This window comes from Janthinobacterium agaricidamnosum, from assembly GCF_003667705.1.
Classification (GTDB): domain Bacteria; phylum Pseudomonadota; class Gammaproteobacteria; order Burkholderiales; family Burkholderiaceae_D; genus Janthinobacterium.
Genome location: NZ_CP033019.1, coordinates 5615074 through 5636121, shown reverse-complemented (window position 1 = coordinate 5636121; position 21048 = coordinate 5615074). Strand labels below are relative to the sequence as shown.

19 protein-coding genes are annotated in these 21048 nt (G+C 59.1%); 10 read left to right on the top strand and 9 right to left on the bottom strand.

Translation table 11 applies throughout. From position 1 onward, the window contains the following. Positions 1-3 precede the first annotated feature (3 nt). Positions 4-1485 (top strand): TRM11 family SAM-dependent methyltransferase, encoded by a 1482-nt coding sequence (locus D9M09_RS25480; RefSeq protein WP_121670662.1) that lies wholly within the window; start codon positions 4-6, stop codon positions 1483-1485. Positions 1486-1498: 13 nt separating this feature from the next. Here D9M09_RS25480 and D9M09_RS29265 read toward each other — a convergent pair whose 3' ends face one another. The 4 genes from D9M09_RS29265 to dnaA all read right to left on the bottom strand — a co-directional run bounded on the left by D9M09_RS29265 (position 1499) and on the right by dnaA (position 8584). Further along, positions 1499-3004 (bottom strand): restriction endonuclease PLD domain-containing protein, encoded by a 1506-nt coding sequence (locus D9M09_RS29265; protein ID WP_162995792.1) that lies wholly within the window; start codon positions 3002-3004, stop codon positions 1499-1501. Positions 3005-3157: 153 nt separating this feature from the next. Continuing rightward, the gene (gyrB, locus tag D9M09_RS25475; RefSeq protein WP_121670661.1) at positions 3158-5656 is read right to left on the bottom strand and encodes a DNA topoisomerase (ATP-hydrolyzing) subunit B; all 2499 of its coding nucleotides are present in this window, start codon (positions 5654-5656) and stop codon (positions 3158-3160) included. Positions 5657-5808: 152 nt separating this feature from the next. Next, on the bottom strand, positions 5809-6915 hold the full coding sequence (gene dnaN, locus D9M09_RS25470; protein ID WP_034754341.1) for a DNA polymerase III subunit beta: 1107 nt from the start codon (positions 6913-6915) through the stop codon (positions 5809-5811). A gap of 274 nt (positions 6916-7189) precedes the next feature. Beyond that, the gene (dnaA, locus tag D9M09_RS25465; RefSeq protein WP_070224767.1) at positions 7190-8584 is read right to left on the bottom strand and encodes a chromosomal replication initiator protein DnaA; all 1395 of its coding nucleotides are present in this window, start codon (positions 8582-8584) and stop codon (positions 7190-7192) included. Between the two features lie 624 nt (positions 8585-9208). Between dnaA and rpmH the strand changes: the two genes are divergently transcribed. The 6 genes from rpmH (at position 9209) to D9M09_RS25435 (ending at position 13675) form a co-directional block, all read left to right on the top strand. Next, complete coding sequence (rpmH, locus tag D9M09_RS25460; protein ID WP_010401996.1) at positions 9209-9343, top strand: 50S ribosomal protein L34; 135 nt, start codon at positions 9209-9211, stop codon at positions 9341-9343. Positions 9344-9366: 23 nt separating this feature from the next. Beyond that, the gene (gene rnpA, locus D9M09_RS25455) at positions 9367-9804 is read left to right on the top strand and encodes a ribonuclease P protein component (RefSeq protein ID WP_071650299.1); all 438 of its coding nucleotides are present in this window, start codon (positions 9367-9369) and stop codon (positions 9802-9804) included. After that, on the top strand, positions 9801-10061 hold the full coding sequence (yidD, locus tag D9M09_RS25450; RefSeq protein WP_034754335.1) for a membrane protein insertion efficiency factor YidD: 261 nt from the start codon (positions 9801-9803) through the stop codon (positions 10059-10061). The genes rnpA and yidD overlap by 4 nt, the downstream gene beginning before the upstream one ends. 11 nt (positions 10062-10072) lie before the next feature. Beyond that, positions 10073-11800 (top strand): membrane protein insertase YidC, encoded by a 1728-nt coding sequence (gene yidC / locus D9M09_RS25445; RefSeq protein WP_070291974.1) that lies wholly within the window; start codon positions 10073-10075, stop codon positions 11798-11800. A 185-nt stretch (positions 11801-11985) separates the two neighbouring features. Further along, positions 11986-13365: a tRNA uridine-5-carboxymethylaminomethyl(34) synthesis GTPase MnmE gene (gene mnmE / locus D9M09_RS25440; protein WP_070310263.1), complete on the top strand. Its 1380-nt coding sequence runs from the start codon at positions 11986-11988 to the stop codon at positions 13363-13365. 10 nt (positions 13366-13375) lie between these two features. Continuing rightward, entirely contained in the window at positions 13376-13675 is a 300-nt protein-coding gene (locus D9M09_RS25435; protein ID WP_070224763.1) for a hypothetical protein, read from the top strand. Between the two features lie 92 nt (positions 13676-13767). On the opposite strand, the gene D9M09_RS25430 is transcribed toward D9M09_RS25435, so the two are convergent. After that, the gene (locus tag D9M09_RS25430; protein ID WP_121670660.1) at positions 13768-15465 is read right to left on the bottom strand and encodes a M1 family metallopeptidase; all 1698 of its coding nucleotides are present in this window, start codon (positions 15463-15465) and stop codon (positions 13768-13770) included. Positions 15466-15644: 179 nt separating this feature from the next. Between D9M09_RS25430 and D9M09_RS25425 the strand changes: the two genes are divergently transcribed. Beyond that, positions 15645-15842: a hypothetical protein gene (locus tag D9M09_RS25425; RefSeq protein ID WP_070224761.1), complete on the top strand. Its 198-nt coding sequence runs from the start codon at positions 15645-15647 to the stop codon at positions 15840-15842. An 18-nt stretch (positions 15843-15860) separates the two neighbouring features. Here the strand turns inward: D9M09_RS25425 and D9M09_RS25420 are convergent, their stop codons facing one another. Both D9M09_RS25420 and D9M09_RS25415 read right to left on the bottom strand, forming a co-directional pair. Further along, positions 15861-16496 carry an Hpt domain-containing protein gene (locus D9M09_RS25420; RefSeq protein WP_070224760.1) on the bottom strand — a complete coding sequence of 212 codons (636 nt, stop codon included), beginning with the start codon at positions 16494-16496 and terminating at the stop codon, positions 15861-15863. 104 nt (positions 16497-16600) lie between these two features. Then, a complete protein-coding gene (locus D9M09_RS25415) occupies positions 16601-17551 on the bottom strand; it encodes a CAP domain-containing protein (RefSeq protein WP_346428563.1) in 951 nt (316 codons plus the stop codon). A gap of 267 nt (positions 17552-17818) precedes the next feature. Here D9M09_RS25415 and pssA point away from each other — a divergent pair, with 267 nt between their 5' ends. Then, positions 17819-18559, top strand: a complete 741-nt coding sequence (gene pssA / locus D9M09_RS25410) for a CDP-diacylglycerol--serine O-phosphatidyltransferase (RefSeq protein WP_227742191.1) — start codon at positions 17819-17821, stop codon at positions 18557-18559. Positions 18560-18562: 3 nt separating this feature from the next. Here pssA and D9M09_RS25405 read toward each other — a convergent pair whose 3' ends face one another. Together D9M09_RS25405 and D9M09_RS25400 are read right to left on the bottom strand one after the other, a co-directional pair. Next, the gene (locus D9M09_RS25405; RefSeq protein ID WP_121670659.1) at positions 18563-19489 is read right to left on the bottom strand and encodes an aldo/keto reductase; all 927 of its coding nucleotides are present in this window, start codon (positions 19487-19489) and stop codon (positions 18563-18565) included. A 56-nt stretch (positions 19490-19545) separates the two neighbouring features. Next, on the bottom strand, positions 19546-20109 hold the full coding sequence (locus D9M09_RS25400; protein ID WP_205602303.1) for a TetR/AcrR family transcriptional regulator: 564 nt from the start codon (positions 20107-20109) through the stop codon (positions 19546-19548). A 230-nt stretch (positions 20110-20339) separates the two neighbouring features. On the opposite strand from D9M09_RS25400, the gene D9M09_RS25395 reads away from it, so the two are divergent. After that, positions 20340-21032 carry a gluconate 2-dehydrogenase subunit 3 family protein gene (locus tag D9M09_RS25395; protein WP_070291987.1) on the top strand — a complete coding sequence of 231 codons (693 nt, stop codon included), beginning with the start codon at positions 20340-20342 and terminating at the stop codon, positions 21030-21032. The last annotated feature ends 16 nt before the right edge of the window (positions 21033-21048 follow it).

Genomic DNA, 21048 nt, shown 5'->3' with positions numbered 1-21048 from the left:
TTAATGCAATTAAACTGGCATCCATACAAATACTATCCTTACGAGCGAGACTTCGCAAAACGCGAGATTGAAAGTCTGCTGTCACCGGCTTCGCTAAATGAAAATGCAAAAGGTATAATTCTTGATAATCCAAACAAGCCTGAGCTGGCTAATAGATTGGTTTATTTTTCGAGCATCGAGTCTGAGACGAAAATAAAGCATACCGAGCAGAGTTTACTAGAGCGCAGCTCTGGAGTTGAAACTAAGCGCCAAGCAACGCGCTATTCGGCCCATGGCTTGCATGAATACAAAGGAAAATTTAATCCGCAAGTTGCAAAAGCACTGCTAAATATATTTCGAGCAGAACCTGGGCAAATTGCCTTTGACCCCTTCTGCGGTAGTGGGACCTCGTTGGTCGAGTGTGCCCATCTCGGAATTAAATCAGTAGGCACTGATATTAATCCTCTTGCCGTATTTTTAGCGAATGCAAAACTACGAGCACTAGGTGTGCCCGCAGAACAATTACGACGGGAGGCACTAGATGCGCTCTTTCGAGCGAAAAAGTTATGTCCAAATATTGAGCCTGAAAATGAACGTACTGAATACCTTAGATCTTGGTTTTCAGTTGAGCAACTTTTAGCTATAGAGTCGCTTCGCTTATCCATCGAAACGACTGCACGCCTTAGCTCTCCAATCTTGCTCGCAATTGGATCTAATTTATTGCGAGACTATTCACAACAAGAGCCTAGTGATCTGAGAATTCGTCGCCGCATTTCGGAGCTTCCAATTCTTTCTTTTTTTGATGCGTTCGAAAACGCTGTAGAGGTTATGTATGCTCGTTTAAAGGAATCTCAGAAGACTTTGGGCTTAATAAATTCCGATTCTGTTGCAATAAACGTGGACTGCAAAATTCCTTCCGGGAATGAAATATTGTTGCCTCAAACCTTCGACTTGGCCTTGACTAGTCCTCCGTATGCTACAGCATTACCGTACATTGACACACAACGTCTCAGCTTAATATGGCTCGGACTTATTCCTCCATCAGAAATCCTTCCTCTTGAATCCCGATTAGTTGGTAGTAGAGAAATCCGCGGAGAGAGCAAGAGCTCGTTGCTAAAGTCACTGGAGGAAAACGCCGCCAATTTGCCGGATCAAGAACTCCAATATTGTATAACCCTGCAAAATGCACTTAGCGATAGCGATGGCTTTCGGCGCCAAGTTGTCCCTAGACTTCTTTACCGCTATTTTGCGGGAATGTCTGTAGCATTTAGTGCAGTTAGAAAATTAATGAAACCAAATGCTCCATTTGGACTGATCGTTGGCGGAAATCACACAACTCTCAACGGAACTCGATTCGATATCAATACACCCGGGCACTTGGCTAGCATTGCAGCGTCCTGCGGATGGAACCATATTGAGACAGTTCCATTGCAGACTTATCGAAGATACGGTTTACATGTAAATAACGCAACGACTACCGAAGCACTTGTTATTTTACGTGCATAGTCCGGAACGGATTTCACCAGATAGGTGATAAGCCGTTCGGCAACCAGCAAGCGCCTTTTCCAACCAGTTGACCTGCGGCTACCGCGTTATCAAACACCGTATTGACTTGATTCGCTAACGGGGATTGGGGATCGAGGAATGACAAGCGAAATTGCGGGTCTATTGGGGTAGGCCATTCTAGTAATGCAAGATCCTGGCTAGAAGGAATCAAGTATCCAGCAGTGCTTACTTTTTGGCCGAGTACACGGGACGCGGCTGGCACAACCATTCTAATATCTTGGTTTCCCGTTTCAGTGGCTGTATATCCGTATCCTTTAACACTAGTTAGCGCCACCCCACCAGAGATCGTCAAAGGATTGCCCAAATACCTCATATGCAAATTGAACTTGGATCCTGGTGAATGATTCTTCCCATTCAGACCGAATCGGAGTGTCGAAACTGTGACTACTGGAATGCTGATATTAGCGGTACCTCCACCACCTTGAAAATGCCGTGCGCTGTCCTTATTTAGCTGGATAATTAGACCTTTAGCGTTACCAGGGAGAAGCGCTCCAGTCAAAGCGTCCGCTCCGATAGTCGGGCTATTATTAGCTGGATTTGGTTTGAATAGTAAATATGGCGGAAATCCGTTAACTGGCACCGAAACCGCATATGGTTGTACAACATTCGGTTGAACTGTCGGTGTTGCCAGAGTTGCCTGTGCTGCGGGTTGACTACCTCCCCCTACATTAGGGCCGTAACTGCTAGGGACCTGTGCAGCAGATGTTACGGCTGGCACAGCAGGAACTGCCGCAGATGTTTGGTGCAACGCCACAGGTAGCGCGGCCGCCGCTTGCGCTTTCTCAACCGCAGGCACTGCTGGTAACGAGAAAAGGGATTCCAGCTTTGGTTGAGCAATGGCACCCATGTTGTTTTTTTGACTTGGTGAGATAGACGGTTTAGGCGGACGTACATCAGCCAGAATTCCCGCATCAAATAGATCAGCTATTGTCTTCGCGCAGTTTACTACTGTCATTCCGGGTTTTGAATTCGCGAACCATTTATCGATCGCGTTAGCAATCCGATTGAGCTCGTGTGCCTCGTCTCCATCTCGTGTGTCCAGGCTTATCCCAGCCTCAACATGCAACATGAGTCCCGCTCTAGTCAGGTTGGCTGATCCAACAAACGCAGCTTGGGAACCATCGTTACGCGTTAAGTGAAATGTTTTAGGGTGAAAGTATGCGCTACCGCTGAAGTTAACCACTCCCAACGATGCACCGGTGCGTGGTACTCCCATTAGCTCAGCAAGCTCTACTACATCATTTCTTAGCGTGCTACAGTCATTTGAGCCGATCAAGACAGCTGTATGACTATTCGTTTGCTTGAATCGTTGCAAAATTGGCAGGAACACTCCCATGCTGCTGAGCGAAAAGAAGCCGGACTGCAGCCTTAGTTCAGTTATCTCATCATTCAGTATAGTACTCAGCCAGTAAGCGAGCGTTTGCTTTGGGTCGCGACCCCCGGTATCCAGATATCTCAAGTTGCCTCTCCAACGGTTCAGTTGCATGCCATCAATATGTCAGACACCCGTTGAGTTTGCCTCTTTCTTATCCATATTGCAAGCTGCGGCCAATCTTCAACTAAATTAAAAAAGGCGACACATTGTGTCGCCCTCCTCTATCAACAATACCGATTAAACGTCGATATTGCCAGCGCGCAGCGCATTGTTCTCAATAAACGCCCTGCGCGGCTCTACATCATCTCCCATCAGCGTCGTGAAGATCTGGTCCGCCGCAATGGCGTCTTCGATCTGCACTTTCAACAGGCGGCGCACGGTCGGGTCCATCGTCGTTTCCCACAGTTGATCCGGGTTCATTTCGCCCAGACCTTTGTAGCGCTGTTTCGAGACCGTGCGTTCGGCTTCGTCGCGCAGCCATTGCATGGCTTGGTGGAAGTCGACCACGGCGATTTCCTTCATGCGCTCGCCTTCGCCGCGGCGGACAAACGCGCCTTCGCCGATCAGGCCTTCGAAGGTGGCGGCGCCGCTGCTCAGCACGGCGTAGTCCGGGCCTTGCACGAAGTCGGCGTCGATGGCCGTCACTTTGACGTTACCGTGGTGCATGCGCTCAATGTGCAGCTTGTGTTTTTCCGACAAGTCATCGGAACGCACATACACTTTCACGGCGCTGTCGTTGATGGCCGTCTGCAGGGCCAGGGCGGAGGTTTCCGCCAGGTCCAGGGTCGACAGGTCCAGTTGCACGCCCGTCATGATGGCCGTCAGGGCGGCGCGGTCGATGACGCGCGTCAGACGCGTCATGATGGTGTTCGACAGGTTGAACTTGCGCACCAGTTCCGTCAGGGTGTCGCCGGAAATGCCTTCCGCGCCTGTGCGCGGCACCAGCACGGCCGTGTTCAGCGCCACCGTCATCATGTAGCTCGCTTCCTCGGCGTCATCTTTCAGATAGCGCTCGTCGCGGCCTGCTTTCACCTTGTACAGCGGCGGTTGCGCGATGTAGATGTGGCCGCGCTCGACCAGTTGCGGCATCTGGCGGTAGAACAGGGTCAGCAGCAGGGTACGGATGTGGGCGCCGTCGACGTCCGCATCGGTCATGATGATGATGCGGTGGTAGCGCAGCTTCTCGACGTTGAATTCGTCCGGTCCGATCGAGGTGCCGAGGGTGGCGATCAGGGTGGTGATCTGCTCCGACGACAGCATTTTCTCGAAACGGGCTTTTTCCACGTTCAAGACTTTACCGCGCAGCGGCAGAATCGCCTGGAACTTGCGGTCGCGCCCCTGTTTTGCCGAGCCGCCTGCCGAGTCACCCTCGACGATGTACAGTTCGCACAGGGCGGGGTCTTTTTCCTGGCAGTCGGCCAGCTTGGCCGACAGGCCCAGGCCATCCATGATGCCTTTGCGGCGCGTCAGGTCGCGGGCCTTGCGGGCCGCTTCACGGGCACGTGCCGCTTCGACGATCTTGCCGCAAATGATCTTGGCGTCGTTCGGTTTTTCTTGCAGGTAATCGGCCAGGGTCTTGGCGACGATCTCTTCCACCGGGCCGCGCACTTCGCTCGATACCAGCTTGTCTTTCGTCTGCGACGAGAATTTCGGTTCCGGCACTTTCACCGACAGGACGCAGGTCAGGCCTTCGCGCATGTCGTCGCCGCTGATTTCCACTTTCGCCTTCTTGGCGAACTCGTGTTCATCGATGTATTTGTTGATCACGCGCGTCATGGCCGCGCGCAAGCCCGTCAGGTGGGTGCCGCCGTCGCGTTGCGGGATGTTATTCGTGAAGCACAGCACCTGTTCATTGTAGGCATCGTTCCACTGCATCGACACGTCGACCGAGATGTTCGTATTCTGGTCCGACAGGCGCTCACCCGTAGCCTGGAAAATCGTCGGGTGCAAGACCGATTTGGCCTTGTTGATGTATTCGACGAAGCCGCGCGTGCCGCCTTCGAAGGCGAAGATTTCTTCCTTGCCCGTGCGCTGGTCGGACAACTTGATGTTGACGCCATTGTTCAGGAAGGACAGTTCGCGAATGCGCTTGGCCAGGATTTCGTAGTGGAATTCCACGTGCGTGAAAATCTCTTCGTCGGCCCAGAAGTGCACGTCGGTGCCGCGTTTGTCGGTGTCGCCGATGACCTTGATCGGGGAGGTGGCGACGTCGCCGACCATGACGATCTGGCGGTCTTGCGGCACGCCGCGCACGAATTCCATGTAATGGACCTTGCCGTCGCGGCGGATGGTCAATTTCAGTAATTTCGACAGGCCATTTACGCAGGACACGCCCACGCCGTGCAAACCGCCCGAGACTTTATACGAGTTCTGGTCGAACTTGCCGCCCGCGTGCAGTTCCGTCATGACGATTTCCGCCGCCGAACGCTTCGGGTCGTGCTTGTCGTCCATTTTCAGGCCGGTCGGCACGCCGCGGCCATTGTCGGTGATCGAGATCGAATTGTCGCTGTGGATGGTGACGTGGATTTCCGTGCAGTGGCCGGCCAGCGATTCATCGATGGAGTTGTCCAGCACTTCGAATACCAGATGGTGCAAGCCGGTGCCGTCCGAGGTGTCGCCAATGTACATGCCCGGGCGTTTGCGTACGGCTTCCAGGCCTTCCAGGATCTGGATGGAGGCGGCGCCGTATTCTTCCGTTTTGGCCTGGATCGGGGTGTCTTGTGGATTCTCGGACATGGACTGCTTTCTCAAATAACGATTGCTGATTGATTCGGGGCTGCTGGCTGATGACCGCAGGTCGGGTTAGCCGGAACGGCGTAACCCGACAGACGGCGCTCAGCATGTCGGATGACGCTGCGCTCATCCGACCTACGTCACTGCTGTGGTCTTTAGATCCGCATCGGCATGACGACATACTTGAAGTCGGCATTGTCCGGGATGGAGATCAGGGCGGACGAGTTCGAGTCGCCCAGCGCGATGTTGACGTATTCGCATTTCAGGTTGTTCAGCACGTCCAGCAGATACGTCACGTTGAAGCCGATGTCGACGGAATCGCCGCCGTAGTCGATTTCCAGCTCTTCGACGGCTTCTTCCTGGTCCGCATTGGTCGAGCTGATCTTCATGCTGCCCGGGGTGATGATGCAGCGCACGCCCTTGAACTTGTCGCTGGTCATGATGGCGGCACGTTGCAGCGAGCGCAGCAGTTCATCGCGGCCGATGGTGAAGTCGTTCTTGTAGCCTTTAGGAATCACGCGCGTGTAGTCGGGGAATTTGCCTTCCACCAGCTTCGAGATCAGCTCGATGTCGGCAAAGGTCAGTTTCACCTGGTTGGCGGCGATGTCCAGCTGCACCGGCTCATCGTTCTCTTCCAGCAGGCGCTGCAGTTCGATGATGGTCTTGCGCGGAATAATGACTTCCTGGCGCGCGAACGTCTGCTCGGTGGCGACCTGGCAAAACGCCAGGCGGTGGCCGTCGGTGGCCACGGCGATGACATTATTGCCATCCAGAACCAGCAGCAAGCCGTTCAGGTAATAGCGGATGTCTTGCTGCGCCATCGAGAAATGCACCATGTTGAACAGGTGCTTCAGTGTTTTCTGGGGCAGGGTGACGGACGCGTTGTAGCTTTCCGCCTGCTGCACGGTCGGAAACTCTTCCGCCGCCAGGGTTTGCAGGGCGAAGCGCGATTTGCCCGTTTGCACGGTCAGGCGCTTGTTGAGCAGGGTCATCGTGACGTCGCCCGATTCGGGCAGGGCGCGCAAAATGTCGAGCAGCTTGCGCGCGGCCACGGTGGTACCGGTGACGTCCGCGCCGGAACCGATTTCCGCGTGCGTGGTGATCTGCACTTCAGTGTCGGTCGACAGGAAGGACACATTTTCACCGTCTTTGCGGATGAGGATATTGGCCAGAATCGGCATAGTGTGCCGACGCTCGACAATACCGCTCACGATCTGCAGTGGCCGGAGAAGGGTATCTCGGGTGGTTTTGACCAATTGCATATTTATCCTCAATGTATAGGTTGAACAGTACGACGTTTAACGTATTAATTTAACAATTCTTGCCATGGGGAGCCCCGACAGACCGGCTGCGGTGCCCTCCCAGATGATAAGGGTAAAGCACGTTTTGAGCCAGTCTTGCCCAGTCGTGCTTGCAACGCCTGACAAAACCGTAGCGAGCGGCAGTGAGTCGTGGCCGAGACGCGGAGCTGTGCTTTAGCACAGTGAGCATCGGAGGCCGCGAATCGCGACGCTCAGTAGGTTTGGTCAGGCGTTCTTAGCCTTTCAATGTTTGCTCCAGTACATGCAGTTCATGGTTGCATTCCGGATTCTTGGTGCGGTCCAGCGCGATCTTGCGCACGGCATGCAGCACCGTGGTGTGGTCGCGGCCGCCGAACAGCTCGCCGATTTCCGGCAGGCTCTTCTGTGTCAATTCCTTGGCCAGGTACATGGCGATCTGGCGCGGCCGGGCGATATTCGCGGGGCGGCGCTTCGAATACATGTCGGCCACCTTGATATTGAAGAAGTCGGCCACCGTTTTCTGGATGTTTTCCACGGAAATCTGACGGTTCTGCACCGACAGCAAGTCCTTCAAGGCTTCCTTGACGATATCGATGGTGATGTCTTTGCCATGGAAACGCGAGTACGCCAGAATTTTGCGCAGCGCGCCTTCGAGTTCGCGCACGTTCGAGCGCAGGTGCTTGGCGACAAAGAAGGCCACGTCGTCGGAGAAGGTCACGCCTTCCTGCTTGGCTTTTTTCAACAGAATCGCCACGCGCATTTCCAGTTCCGGCGGTTCGATGGCCACCGTCAGGCCCGAGTCGAAGCGCGAAATCAGGCGGTCGTCCATGCCCGTGATTTCTTTCGGATACGTATCCGAGGTGATGATGATCTGTTTCTTCGCAGCAATTAATGCCTCGAACGCATAGAAAAACTCTTCCTGCGTGCGGCTCTTGCCGCCAAAGAACTGGATATCATCGATCAGCAGCATGTCGAGCGAGTGATAGTAGTGCTTGAAATCGTCGAAACCCTTACGCTGGTAAGCGGTCACTACGTCGCGAACGTACTGTTCCGCGTGGATGTAGCGGATCTTCGCGCCCGGATTGTCGGCCATTACTTGGTTGCCGATGGCATGGATCAAGTGGGTCTTACCCAGGCCGACGCCGCCGTAGAAGAACAGCGGGTTATACGACACGCCCGGATTGTTCGCCACCTGGATGGCGGCGGCGCGCGCCAGCTGGTTGGCCTTACCGGTCACGAAGCTGTCGAAGGTCAGGTCGGTGTTGATGCGGCTCTGCTCGCGGCGCGGCGCGGCGCCGATGCTCAGTTCCGGCACGCTCGGCTGCGGCTCCGCCGGGCGGGCGCTGGGCGCGCCGCCATTCGGATCGCTGGCCGGGGTGCTGGCGGTGACTGGCTTTTTCGGCAGGGCCAGGCGCGGATCGAGCACGAACTGCACTTCCGTCGGCGCTTCGAAATACTGTATGGCCAGCGCCGTGATGCGGCTGGCGAACTGGGTCTTGACCCAATCGAGCTTGAAGCGATTGGGCGCAGCAATGCGCAGCTTGCCCTCTTCGTAATCGAGAGGGATAAGCGGTTTGATCCACGCACTGAATTGTTGCGGTGTCAGCTCCAGTTCCAACTGCGCGGAACAGGCCTGCCAGAAATTATCCATGTATGTCTATGTGAAAAGGTGTGGGAGGGCGTATCGATTCTGCCCTGCGGTCACCGTGTTGCAAGGCCGGCGTCGCGCGAGGGCTCGCCACACGTAACGCGCTATTCTACTCCCGACTGACAAAGTTATCCACAGGCACGACGCTTATTTTTGTGTGGCGGGGTGGGGCGCCATGTGTATAAGAAGCGACTTATCCCCCGGTTATCCCGTCACAGGCAGTGCTGGCGCGGCCTGCGGCGCAGGTGGGGAGCCGCGCGCAAATTTCCAGACGATCACGGCAATCCTTGACAAGAGGGGGGCATATGCTGAATAATTCAGGGTTCCCCGCCCGTATTCCGTGTTTATTCATTTGGAACGACAATATGGACTAAGCGTGGATTAACGACGCAGTACCAAATCGTAGCGAGCGGTGATGAGTTGTGGCTGAGGCGCGCAACTGTGCGAAGGCACAGTGAGCACCGGAGGCCGCAAATCGCTCCGCGTAGTCGATTTGGTGCGCGTTCAAGCGGGCGATGAGATTGGCCAGCTTGTGCCTTGGCATAAGTGCGCGATTGTCATTGGCACCAAAAACTGACGGGACGTCAGACCCGATTTTGCATTTTTTTTGTTTTTAGCGAGACCAACATGAAACGTACTTACCAACCTTCCGTCGTTCGCCGCAAGCGTACGCACGGCTTCCGCGCTCGTATGGCTACCCGTGGTGGCCGTGATGTGCTCAACGCACGTCGCGCAAAGGGCCGCAAACGTCTGGCCGTCTAGGCTTGTCGTTGACAGCTGATCGCGTGGCTAGCTGTACTCCAGTCGGCAATCAACGCGAAGGTTCACACGACTTCGCGCGCTTTCGGCGTATCGTTAAAACGGATGAATTTTCATCCGTTTTTCGTTTGCGCCCTTCGCAAAAAACAGCGCATTTTGTGCTGTACACCCGACACAATCAATTGCCGCATGCGCGGCTGGGCGTCGTTGTGGCCAAGCGTTTCGCGCCGCGCGCGGCGACCCGCAACACGATCAAGCGCGTCACGCGCGAGCTGTTTCGCAACAGCGCGATGCCGCCGGTCGACTGCGTGGTGCGTTTGTCGCGCGCCGTCAACAGCAAGGATGGCCCGGCCACCACGAGCAAGCTCAAAGCCGAGCTGCGTGAAGAATTGAGCCGCCTGTTCGCGGCGCAAATCGCCGCCCAGGCCCGTTCTGTTGCTGCGCCACCACCATCCGCGCCATGAAAACCCTGCTGCTGTTCCTGCTGCGTGCTTATCAGTTGCTGATCAGCCCCATGCTGGGACAGAATTGCCGTTTCTATCCGAGCTGTTCGCATTACGCGATGGAAGCGCTGCGCGTGCACGGTACGGCCAAGGGCAGCCTGCTGGCTGCCAAGCGCCTGTGCCGTTGCCACCCCTGGAATGAAGGGGGCGTCGACCCGGTGCCGCCGGCCGATGGCAAACAATCTTCAACGACCGCTTGCGGTTGCAACCACTCCTGACAAATACCCTAATGGATATCAATAAACGTACCATCCTGTGGATCGTGTTTTCCGTCTCGCTGGTAATTCTCTGGAACGAATGGATGATCTCGAACGGCAAGCCGTCGATGTTCTCCGCGAACACGGAACAAACCGCCAAGGCGCCTGTCACCCCGGCCAAGACGGCCGCCCTGCCTGCTGCCGGCGCGACCGCCGTGCCTGGCGAAGCGACCGATCCCGCCGCGTTCAAGCGCGAAGTGATTACCATCACCACCGACGTCATCAAGGTCGATATCGACACCCTGGGCGGCCAGGTCAAGCGTCTGGAATTGCTGAAGTTCAAGGGCGCGGGCAATCCGGGCTGGTTCGGCGGCTGCTTCGGCCTGTTCAAATGGTGCCAGCCTGATGAAGGCAAGCAAAACGAAGTGCTGTTCGACGAAGGCGCGAACCACACCTACCTGGCGCAATCGGGCCTGGTCGGCGGTCCTTTCCCTACCCACGCGAGCGGTTTCACCGTGCAGCCTGGCGTGCGCACCCTCGGTGACGGCAAGCAAGTGCAACTGGTGATGGAAGCGGTCGAAGGCGGCGTCAAGCTGACCAAGACGTTTACGTTCAAGCGCGGCGACTACGTCATCGACGTGCGCCACGACGTGGCCAACGTGGGCGCGGCCCCTGTCACGCCGCAGCTGTATCTGCAACTGACGCATGACGGCAACAAGCCGGTCGGCGACTCGTTCTTCAACAGCAGCTTCACGGGTCCGACCCTGTACACGCCGCAAGACAAGTACCAGAAGCTGACGTTCGAGAAAATCGAAAAAGCGGCCGTGGAAGACGAGAAGAAGGGCAACGACAACGCCATGAAAGGCCTGCATCCGGCCACGGCGAATGGCGGCTGGTTTGCGATTTCGCAACACTTCTTCGTCTCGGCTTTCGTTCCGCCTGAAAACGCCAAGCGCGACATCTTCACGAAAAAGCTCGGCACCAACCTGTACGCCATCGGCAACGTGCTGCCATTGCCTACCCTGGCGCCAGGCGCCACGGCCAGCATGGACAGCAAGCTGTACTCGGGTCCGCAAATCGCGCACCTGCTGGAAAACGTTTCGCCTGGCCTGGAACTGGTCAAGGATTACGGCTGGCTGACCATCATCGCCAAGCCGATCTTCTGGGTCATGGAACACATCCACAGCGTGCTCGGTAACTGGGGCTGGACCATCATCGCCTTCACGATCCTGATCAAGCTGGCCTTCTTCCCCCTGTCGGCCGCTGGCTACCGCAGCATGGCCAAGATGAAACTGGTCACGCCGAAGATGCAGGCGATCCGCGAGCGCTACAAAGGCGATCCGCAAAAGATGAACCAGGCCACGATGGAGCTGTACAAGACGGAAAAGATCAATCCGCTGGGCGGCTGCCTGCCGATCCTGATCCAGATGCCCGTCTTTATCGCCCTGTACTGGGTGCTGAACGCGTCCGTGGAAATCCGCGGCGCGCCATGGATCGGCTGGATCACCGACCTGGCCCAGCATGACCCATGGTGCATCCTGCCGGTGCTGTACGCGATCTCGATGTACATCACGACCAAGCTGAACCCGGCCCCGGCCGATCCGATGCAAGCGAAGATGATGTTGTTCATGCCGTTGGCATTCTCGGTGATGTTCTTCTTCTTCCCGTCGGGCCTGGTACTCTACTGGGTCGTCAACAACGTCCTGTCGATCGGCCAGCAATGGGTGATCACCAAGAAATACGCGCCGTCCACTGTGTAAGCAGGGTTAGCGAAGTAAAAGCCCGCCTAGTGCGGGCTTTTTAATTCTTGTAGGTCGGATTAGCGTGGCAAGGCCACGCGTAATCCGACACTATCGCCAGCGTGTGCTGCGTCGGCTTACGCGCTGCGCGCTAAGCCGACCTACGTTGCTGCACCTTCCCTTGCCGTACCTATTACAATATCCCCATGAAACTCGACTCTTCCCCTATCGCCGCCATCGCCACCGCTCCCGGGCGCGGCGGCATCGGCGTGGTACGCGCCTCCGGCAAAAATCTCGCCCCGCTGATGACGGCCCTGTTCGGCGCGCAAACGCTGAAACCGCGCCACGCCACCTATCTGCCGTTCACGGAAGCCGATGGCAGCATCATCGACCAGGGCATCGCCATCCACTTCAAGGGCCCGCATTCCTACACGGGCGAAGACGTGCTGGAATTGCAGGGCCACGGCGGCCCCATCGTGCTGCAGCTGCTGCTGGCGCGCGTGCTCGAAGCGGGCAAGGACAGCGGCCTGCGTCTGGCAGAACCGGGCGAATTCACGCGCCGCGCTTTTCTCAATGACAAGCTGGACCTGGCGCAAGCCGAAGCCGTGGCGGACCTGATCGACGCCTCGACGGAAGCGGCGGCCAAGTCCGCCTCGCAATCGCTGTCGGGCGCGTTCTCGAACACCATCCACGCGCTGGTGGAACAGGTGACGGGTTTAAGGATGCTGGTCGAGGCAACCCTGGACTTCCCGGAAGAGGAAATCGATTTTCTGGAAAAATCGAATGCGCGCGGCCAGTTGAAAGCCGTCATCGAAGCGTTGAATAAAGTGTTTGCCCAGGCGGCGCAGGGTGCGCTGCTGCGCGAAGGCCTGAACGTGGTGCTGGCCGGCCAGCCGAACGTGGGCAAGTCGTCGCTGTTGAACGCGCTGGCGGGCGCCGACGTGGCCATCGTCACGCCGATCGCCGGCACCACGCGCGACAAGGTCAGCGAAACCATCCAGATCGAAGGCATTCCGCTCAACATCATCGACACGGCCGGCATCCGCAGCGCGGGCGACACCATTGATGCCGTCGAGCGCATCGGCATCGAGCGCACCTGGGGAGAAATTGGCAAGGCGGACGTGATTTTGCACCTGCTTGACGCAGATCATGGCCCGACACTGGCCGATGAAACCATCGTCGCCGCCTTCCCGGAAGGCGTGCCCGTGGTGCGCGTGTGGAACAAGATCGATCTCTCTGGCCACAAGCCCGGCGTCGACAACATGCCGGACGCCACCCACGTGTATCTGTCGGCGCACGAGCACATCGGCATCGACCTGCTGCGCGCGGAACTGTTGCGCATCGCCGGCTGGCAGCAGACGGGCGAATCGCTGTACCTGGCGCGCGAACGCCATCTGATCGCCTTGAAATCGGCCGGCAAGCATCTCGATATCGCCGCCGCGCACGCGGCGCAGGACGACCAGTCGCTGGACCTGTTCGCCGAAGAGCTGCGCCTGGCGCAGGTGCAGCTGTCGAGCATCACGGGCGAGTTTTCGCCTGACGATCTGCTGGGCGTGATCTTCAGCCGTTTCTGCATCGGCAAGTAAGGAGAATCGGATGAAGCTGCTGTTTGTCGTCATGTTCGCCTGCCTGCCCCTTCTGGCTGGCGCGCAGGAAAAGTTGCCGCAAGACGTGGCGAAATTCGTCGAAAATGCGCAGATGTGCGAGCACTTCGCCGGCGAATGGGATGACAACGACAAGGCGCGCCAGCGCGAGATCACGCAAGCCGTGGCCAGCTCGTGCGGCCAGGCGCAGCGGCAGTGGAAGCGCTTGCGCGTGAAATACGCGAAGCAGCCGAAGCTGCAACAAGTCATTGCCGAGAATGCCAATGACGCGGTCAGGAGCTTTCGGAAATAAGTCCGAACGGCGAAAAGGCCGGGGTCAGACCCTCAACACCGCTAACACAAAGGTCATCGCTCAGGTGCGAGGGGGTCTGACCCCAGGTTTTGTCACCCCTTCCTCCCCTTCGCCTGTTCTTCCTTGAACTTCTGGAAGGCCTCGATATGTTCAGCCTGGCGCAGCACGCGCGAGTGCGGGTCGAGCGTGTATGTGGCGCCGGCCGGCAGGGGCAGTTCGCCGAAGCCCAGCGACATGGGAACGGTATGGATTTCTTTGCCGATACGCACTTCCACCGGCATCGGGAAGGCGATGTCGGCAGGCGTCTTCCATAGCAGGCGCAAGGTGTCGCCGTCGCGCACGGCGGACAGTTCCGGCAATGCCGCCTGGTACAGATAAACCTGGAAGAACCAGTCGTAATTGCTGCCCGTGACTTTGTTGACGATGGCCATGAATTCCGCCGTGCTGCCGTAGCGCGGCTGGAACTGGCCCGGCAGCGGCTGTTCCGTGCCGTAGACGAGCAGGCGCACGGCGCGGAAGAAGGCCTCGTCGCCGATCAGGCCGCGCAAGGTGTGCAGCACCAGCGCCCCTTTCACATACAGGTCGCCGCCCGGTCCGCCCTTTTTCTGGTCGTAGACTTCTTCCTCGCTTCTCGGCTTGCCCGAAACCATGGGCGCCTTGTTGACGATGCCGGCCCGCATTTGCTGCAACGAAGCAAAATACTCTTGCTCGCCTCGCAGATATTGCATGTACAGCGGCTGCATAAACGTGCCGAAGCCTTCGTGCAGCCACATATCGTCCCAGTTGCTGTTGGTGAGCTGGTTGCCGAACCATTCATGGGCAAACTCATGCTGCAGCAATTCATCGTAGCCATAGCTGGTCTTGGCGAATTTGTTGCCATAGGCATTGATGGTCTGGTGTTCCATGCCCTTGTGCGGGGTTTCGGCGATGCCGACTTTCTCATCGCCAAACGGGTAGGGGCCGATGACGCTTTCAAAAAAGTCCAGCATTGGCGGCAATTCCGCGAACAGGGCGCCCGCCTTGGCCTCGCTTTCCGGCAAGTACCAGAATTGCAGGGGGATGCGGTTGCCGTAGCGGCTAGCATACTCGCCCTGCAGGCTGCGGTAGGGCGCCACGTTCAGGGCGATGCCATAGGTGCTCGGGTGTTTGGCGCGCCAGTGCCAGGTGCGCCAGCCGTCGGTCTCATCCATGCCGAGCGCAATGCCGTTGCCGGCCGCCACCAGCGGCGCCGGTACCTGGATGTGCTGGTCGATCAGCCGGGCCTTGCCCATCGGGTGGTCGATGCAGGGCCAGAACAGGTCGCAGCCTTCGCCTTGCACGGCGCTGGCGATCCACGGCGCGCCATCGGCCGTGCTCGACCATACCATGCCGCCATCCCACGGCGCTTTCACGGCGACGTGCGGCACGCCGTGGTAGACGATGCGGATGGTGGTGCGCGCGCCTGCCGCGAGGGTGGCCGGCAAGGTCATGCTCAGGCGGCCGTCCGGGTTGGCATAGTCTTGCGGCCGCAGCGCCTTGCCGTCGACTTCGATGGCATCGACGGGCAGGTTGCGGTCCAGGTCCAGCGCGAACCGCGAGATCGGCTGCGTGGCCAGGAAGGTCAGGCGCGCATCGCCGGCAATGCTGCGGCGGGCCGGATCGATGCGCAGGGTCAGGTCGGCATGTTCGAATACCACCGCCAATTGTTCCGGCGTGCGTTCGGCACCCGAATTGAGGGTGTAGGCGGTGGGCGCGCGCGTGGCACAGGCGCTGAGCAGCAGGCAGGAGAGCAGCAGGGGGATGTGTTTCATGGCGTGCGCGCAAGTGAACGGAGCACTGATTGTAGTGTGAAGTGACAACGTTGTCGTTTGGAAATTTCAAGGTGCCGATGGGGCAAGCGTGGCCACGGTTGAGAAATGTCATGGGCTTCAAACTGTGCTGACGTAATCTTGCTGAGCGGCCTTGAAGTGCCGCTAGGAAAGGAAGCGCCATGGACAGCGAACAGCCGGAAGTCGTGGAAAGCAGGGGCATGGCGGCGCCGCCATTGCCTTCCCTGCCGCAATTGATCGCAGCGCTGCCGCCGAAAGGTGCATGCTGGTACTGCGACAAGCCGCTCGATGCCGTGCGCCGCTTCTGTTGCAAGAGTTGTTGCGTGGCGTATGCGGAAGAGGCGCAGTTCAACAGCTGAGCGGCAGCTCGCTGTGCGCTAGCGGCGCCGCAGCAGCGCCGCCAGGGCGCCTTCGAAATCGAACTCGTGCGCGGCGGCGGCCACTTCCTGGTACACATTCACGCCCAGGCTGGCCGCGAGCAGGCTGGCCGAGTTTTCCAGGATGTCGATGGCCGCGCCGTCGCCTTCGCGCAGATGGCTGGCCAGGCGCGCCAGCAGCAGCTGGATGGCGGGCGCGGCCGGGTCGGGCGCCACGTCCTGCGCCGCCGTGTGGTTTGCCTCCGGCGTGCCCAGCATGCTGCTGACCGCGCCGAGCAATTGATCCTGCGCCAGTTCCAGCTGCAGCATCTGCTGGGCCAGGTCGGGCGCCTGCGCACGCAGTGCCGATTCCAGGGTTTCCGACAGGCTGTGCACATGGCGCGCCCCGATCATGCCGGCGGCGCCTTTCAGGGTATGCGCTTTCAGGCGCGCGGAAACGTAGTTGCCCGTGTCGAATTCGGCGCGGATCTGGCACGGCGTGGTGCCGTGGTCGTGCAGGAAGCGGCGCAGGATTTTCAGGTACAGGATGCGGTCGCCCATGATGCGGCCCAGTCCGTTCTCAACGTCGAGAATGCGGACCATGTCGGATGCCGCAACGGCGGCATCATCATCGCAAGTGGCGTGTGGTTTCAGCATGCTGTGCAGAGCGCCCCAAAACTTGTCAATGTCAGTAAAGCAGGAACTGCTATTTTACATCCAGTCGTACTCTGCACTGCGTCCGCTTGGCGCCAGCTTGCCGCCTAGCGCGTCGTGAATGACCAGCTTTGCGTGACGTCCGCACCATTGACTTTCCCGATGAAACTCACGTCATAGCTGGTGTTCGCGTTCAAGGCCGCCAGCGGGATGATGGATGCGGCCGAGACCGGTGTATGCACGTCATTGCCGCTGGTGAGCAGGCGCACGGCCAGGTCTGCGGCGGCGCCGCGCTGGCGCACGTTGAACGCCGTCACGCTGACGGGCGTGCCGTAATTGGCATGCACGCTGATCGGGTAGCCGACCACGTCCTGGTTCGGCACGGGATCGGGCGATTCGTTATTGCTGGAAAAACTGACGGCTACTTTCTGCTGTCCGCTGTAGGGGTAAGTGACGATCTGTCCCGCCGCCAGCCCCGGGCCATAGCTGCGGTTGCCGGCCAGGTCGGTGGTGAAATACGCATAGCCGGCGCTGCTGACGGCCGCGCCCGCGCCGCCTTCCTTGAACAGCGGCTCGAAAATGACGAAGCGGTGATAGATGGCCGTGACCAGTTCTTCGGCCAGGTAAAAGCCGGACGTGTTGCTCGCGCCGGCGATCACTTCACCCTGCAGCGAGGTGACGACGTAGCCGGCCTTGGCCAGGCGGTCGCCCAGTGTGACGCCTGTAAAGCCGGGCTTGCCCTGCACCTGTTCGTGCGCCACCGTATTGTTGAGATTGAGATAGCTGGAATGGCCGAGGGCCGCGCTGTCGATCAGGCTATTGCGCACCAGCGGCGACAGGCCGATCTGGCTGCGCCGGTAGTTGAACCAGTTGAAGCCATCGGTGGCAATATTGTTGCTGAGAACGGGAGCACCCGGCTCCTGCGTCAATTGCCCGGCCGGGGTCGAGTTGCTCAGCGGCGTATTGCCGCTATCGCTGCCGCCGCCGCAGGCGCTCAGCAGGGCTGCGCTCAGCAGGGCAGGTATCCAGTATTTCCAACGCAGTGACGAGGCAATCAAGTCGACTCCTGTAGAGGTAGGCGGGCAGCGGTGGGGGCAGCGTGCTGTCCTGTAAAACGATTCTAAGGTATTTTGATCACGCGTAGAGCATCCGTGAAAAGATATGTCGCGCTCGTGCGGGGACGGTGCCGCCGCTGCGCAGGGTAGAATGGGCGCAGCGCAGCGTTTGCCGCTGCATTGCCTTACTTCCGATTTTTTTGATTGCCCATACATTTGAACACATTGCCCAAGTCGCGCCTGCAGCGCGCCAAATACGCCTTGCCCAGCATGGTGACTTTGCTTTCGATAGCCTGCGGTTTTGCCAGCATCGTCATTTCCGTCGACAACGCCGCCGTGGGCGACGCGGATGCCTACCGGCTGGCGGCGGCCCTGCTGGTGCTCGCCGGCGTGTTCGACGCGCTCGACGGCTACGTGGCCCGGCTGACGGGAACCAGTTCGCAGTTCGGCGTGCAGCTCGATTCGATCGCCGACGTGATGAATTTCGGCTGCGCCCCGGCCGTCCTGTTGTATTGCTACGGCTTCGTGCAGATGGGCGTGCACGATCCGCTGCTGCTGCGCTTTGGCGGCATGGCCAGCTTTTTCTTTGTCGCCTGCGGGGCCATGCGCCTGGCGCGCTTCAATGTGAACGTGGGGCGTACCGATCCCCTGTATTTCGTCGGCATGCCGATCACGGCCGGGGCCGCTTGCGTGGCGGCGGTGGTGGTAGCCTGGCCGGCGCCCATCGATTCCATGCTGCACAGCTATCTGCTGATGCTGCTGCTCGTCGGCGTGGGCAGCCTGATGGTGTCGACCTTGCGTTTCCCCAGCTCCAAGCAAAAGAAAAGCCTGGCCGCGCTGCTGGTGCTGATCCTTGCCATCGCCCTGCTGGTGTGGCTGAAGACGAGTTTCTTTGCCCTGTTCTTCGCCGTCTACATCGCCGCCACCCTGCTGCTCAACCTGGCGTGGCATCTGGGCTGGCGCGGCATTGCGCTACCGCAAGTATTCAACGACCCGGACGAGATTGATTAAACGTTAAGCCACCTCGTGCCCGCGCGCGGCGCGCAGGATGGCGAACCAGTCGCTGCGGCTGAGCGAAAATTGCGTGCCTTCCACGGCCACGCCCACCGCTTCGATGCGGCCCGTGCCCGTCAGCGGCAGGGGGCGGCATGGCAATTGCATGATCCACGCGAACACCACGCTGGCAAACGGCCGCTGCAGCTGGTCGGCGATCTGCTTGATGACATTGCGCAAATTCTCCACATTCGCATCGCCGCCCTGGAACAGGCGCCCGCCCGCCAGCGGCGACCAGATCATCGGCGCCACCCCCACGTCCTGCAAGCCGTCGAAGGTTTCGTCGAACAGGGGCGCCACGTGCAGCGGCGAGCATTCCACTTGGTTCGTCACCAGCGGGAAGCGCCGGTGCAGGCATTCGAACTGGTGGCGGCTGAAGTTCGACACGCCAAAGTGCAGCACCTTGCCATCTTTCTGCAATTGGGTAAACGCGCCGGCGATCTCGTCGAAATCCATCAGCGGGTCGGGACGGTGGATCAGCAGCAGGTCCAGGCGGTCCGTTTGCAGCTGGCGCAAGCTGTGTTCCACGGAGCTGGTGATGTGCGCCGCGCTCGTGTCGTAGTGCTGGATGGCGTGGCCGGGACGGTGCGGCGAGAGCAGCTTGATGCCGCACTTGCTGACCAGCTCCATCTTGTCGCGCAAGCCCGGCTGCAGGGCCAGCGCTTCGCCAAACAGCCCTTCGGCGCTGTAATCGCCATAGATATCGGCATGGTCGAAACTCGATACGCCCAGCGCCAGGCATTGCTCGATGAAAGCCAGGCGCTGCTGCGCCGACATATTCCACTCGCCGATGCGCCACATGCCGGCGACGATGCGCGACAGTTCGGGACCGTTGCTGCTTAAACGGCTGCGCGGCGCTTGCAGACTGGCGGGAAATACATGGCTCATGGGCTGGCTTTCTGGTGGTGACGTGATGGGACTCGCCACGATTATAGCCAGCTAATCTACAGCATGCTGCGGATAAAGCGGCAGCAACGCTCCTGCAGAGCATCGTCGAGCTGGCCGCCCAGTTGCATCTGGTACACGAGCGCCGATTGCAGCATGAAGGCGAACAGGCGCAGGTCGAGGTCGGCGCGCACGCCGATGTTGACCAGGCGCTGCACCACCAGGGTGATCCATGGCGCGACGATCTGCTCGCGAAAGCGCAGCTGGGCCGCCGCATCATTGTGGATCAGCACCAGCAGGTCGCAGGTGAAGCGGCCGTCGGCGTTCAGGTTGTCGAAGATGCGCGCGCAGATCGCTTCGATTTCCTGGCCGTCCGGCATGTCGAGCGCGCGCTGCAGCTTTTCCGCCGTGCGCTTGACGAGCGCGTCGAGCAGCATGTCTTCGCGCCGCGGCCAGCGCCGGTAGATTGTCTGGCGCCCCACGCCGGCCACGTCGGCCACCATCTGTATCGTCACCGCCTCCAGTCCATGCTGGCGCACCAGCATGACGATCGCTTCCAGTACCGCATCTTCCACGCCCGCCTTGCGCGGGCGGCCACGCACCGGTGCCTCTTTTGTAGTCACGTCTCACCTGTCTCTGAATGTTTCTTTTAATTATGGTACGATGCGCACCGTAAATGCAAAGCTAGCGCTTGTCAATCATCTTGATCAATTAACCGGCAGGCGGATGCACCGCGCCGCGATACTCCAGCCATCTTTACGTGAAATCTGCCATCTCAGCGGCGCGTGTCCGCATTTTCTTTCCGACTCCCACATCCATCACTGTGGCGGCTTATGCCGCCTGAGGACAACCTATGAAAATCATCGGGATTTCGCCCCACCGGCGACACTTCTTGCGCAAGGCCGTCGGCGCCGCGCCTGCCGTGGCCTTGCTGGCCGGCGCCGGCGGCGGCCTGGCCATGGCCGTCTCCAAAGACCAGCCTGCCTACAAACCGCGCTTTTTCGACGCCACCGAGTGGGCCACATTGAGCGCGCTGGTCGACCGGCTGATCCCGGCCGACGGCGAAGGGCCGGGCGCGCTGGAATCGGGCGCGCATGAATTCATCGATGCGCAGATGAACACGCCTTACGCGTATGGCGCGCTGTGGTACATGCAGGGGCCGTTCGTGCCGTCGATCGAACAGTTCGGCTACCAGTTCCACATGGCGCCGCGCGAGCTGTACAAGAGCGCCCTGGCGGGCGTGAATGCGGCCGTGCAGAAACAGTCGGGCAAGCCTTTCGTCCAGCTGAACGCGGCCGAGCGCGACGCCGTCATCACGCAATTGCAAAAGGGCACCTTGGACATCGGCGAAGTGCCGTCGAAAATCTTCTTCAACCAGCTGCTGCAAAACACCCGCGAAGGCTATTTTTGCGACCCCGTACACGGCGGCAACAAGGACATGCTGGCCTGGAAGATGGTGGGCTTTCCTGGCGCGCGCGCCGACTACATGGACTGGGTGGAGCAGTACGGCAAGAAATACCCGTTGCCTCCAGTATCCATCGCCTGAAAACGTCCATGGCGGC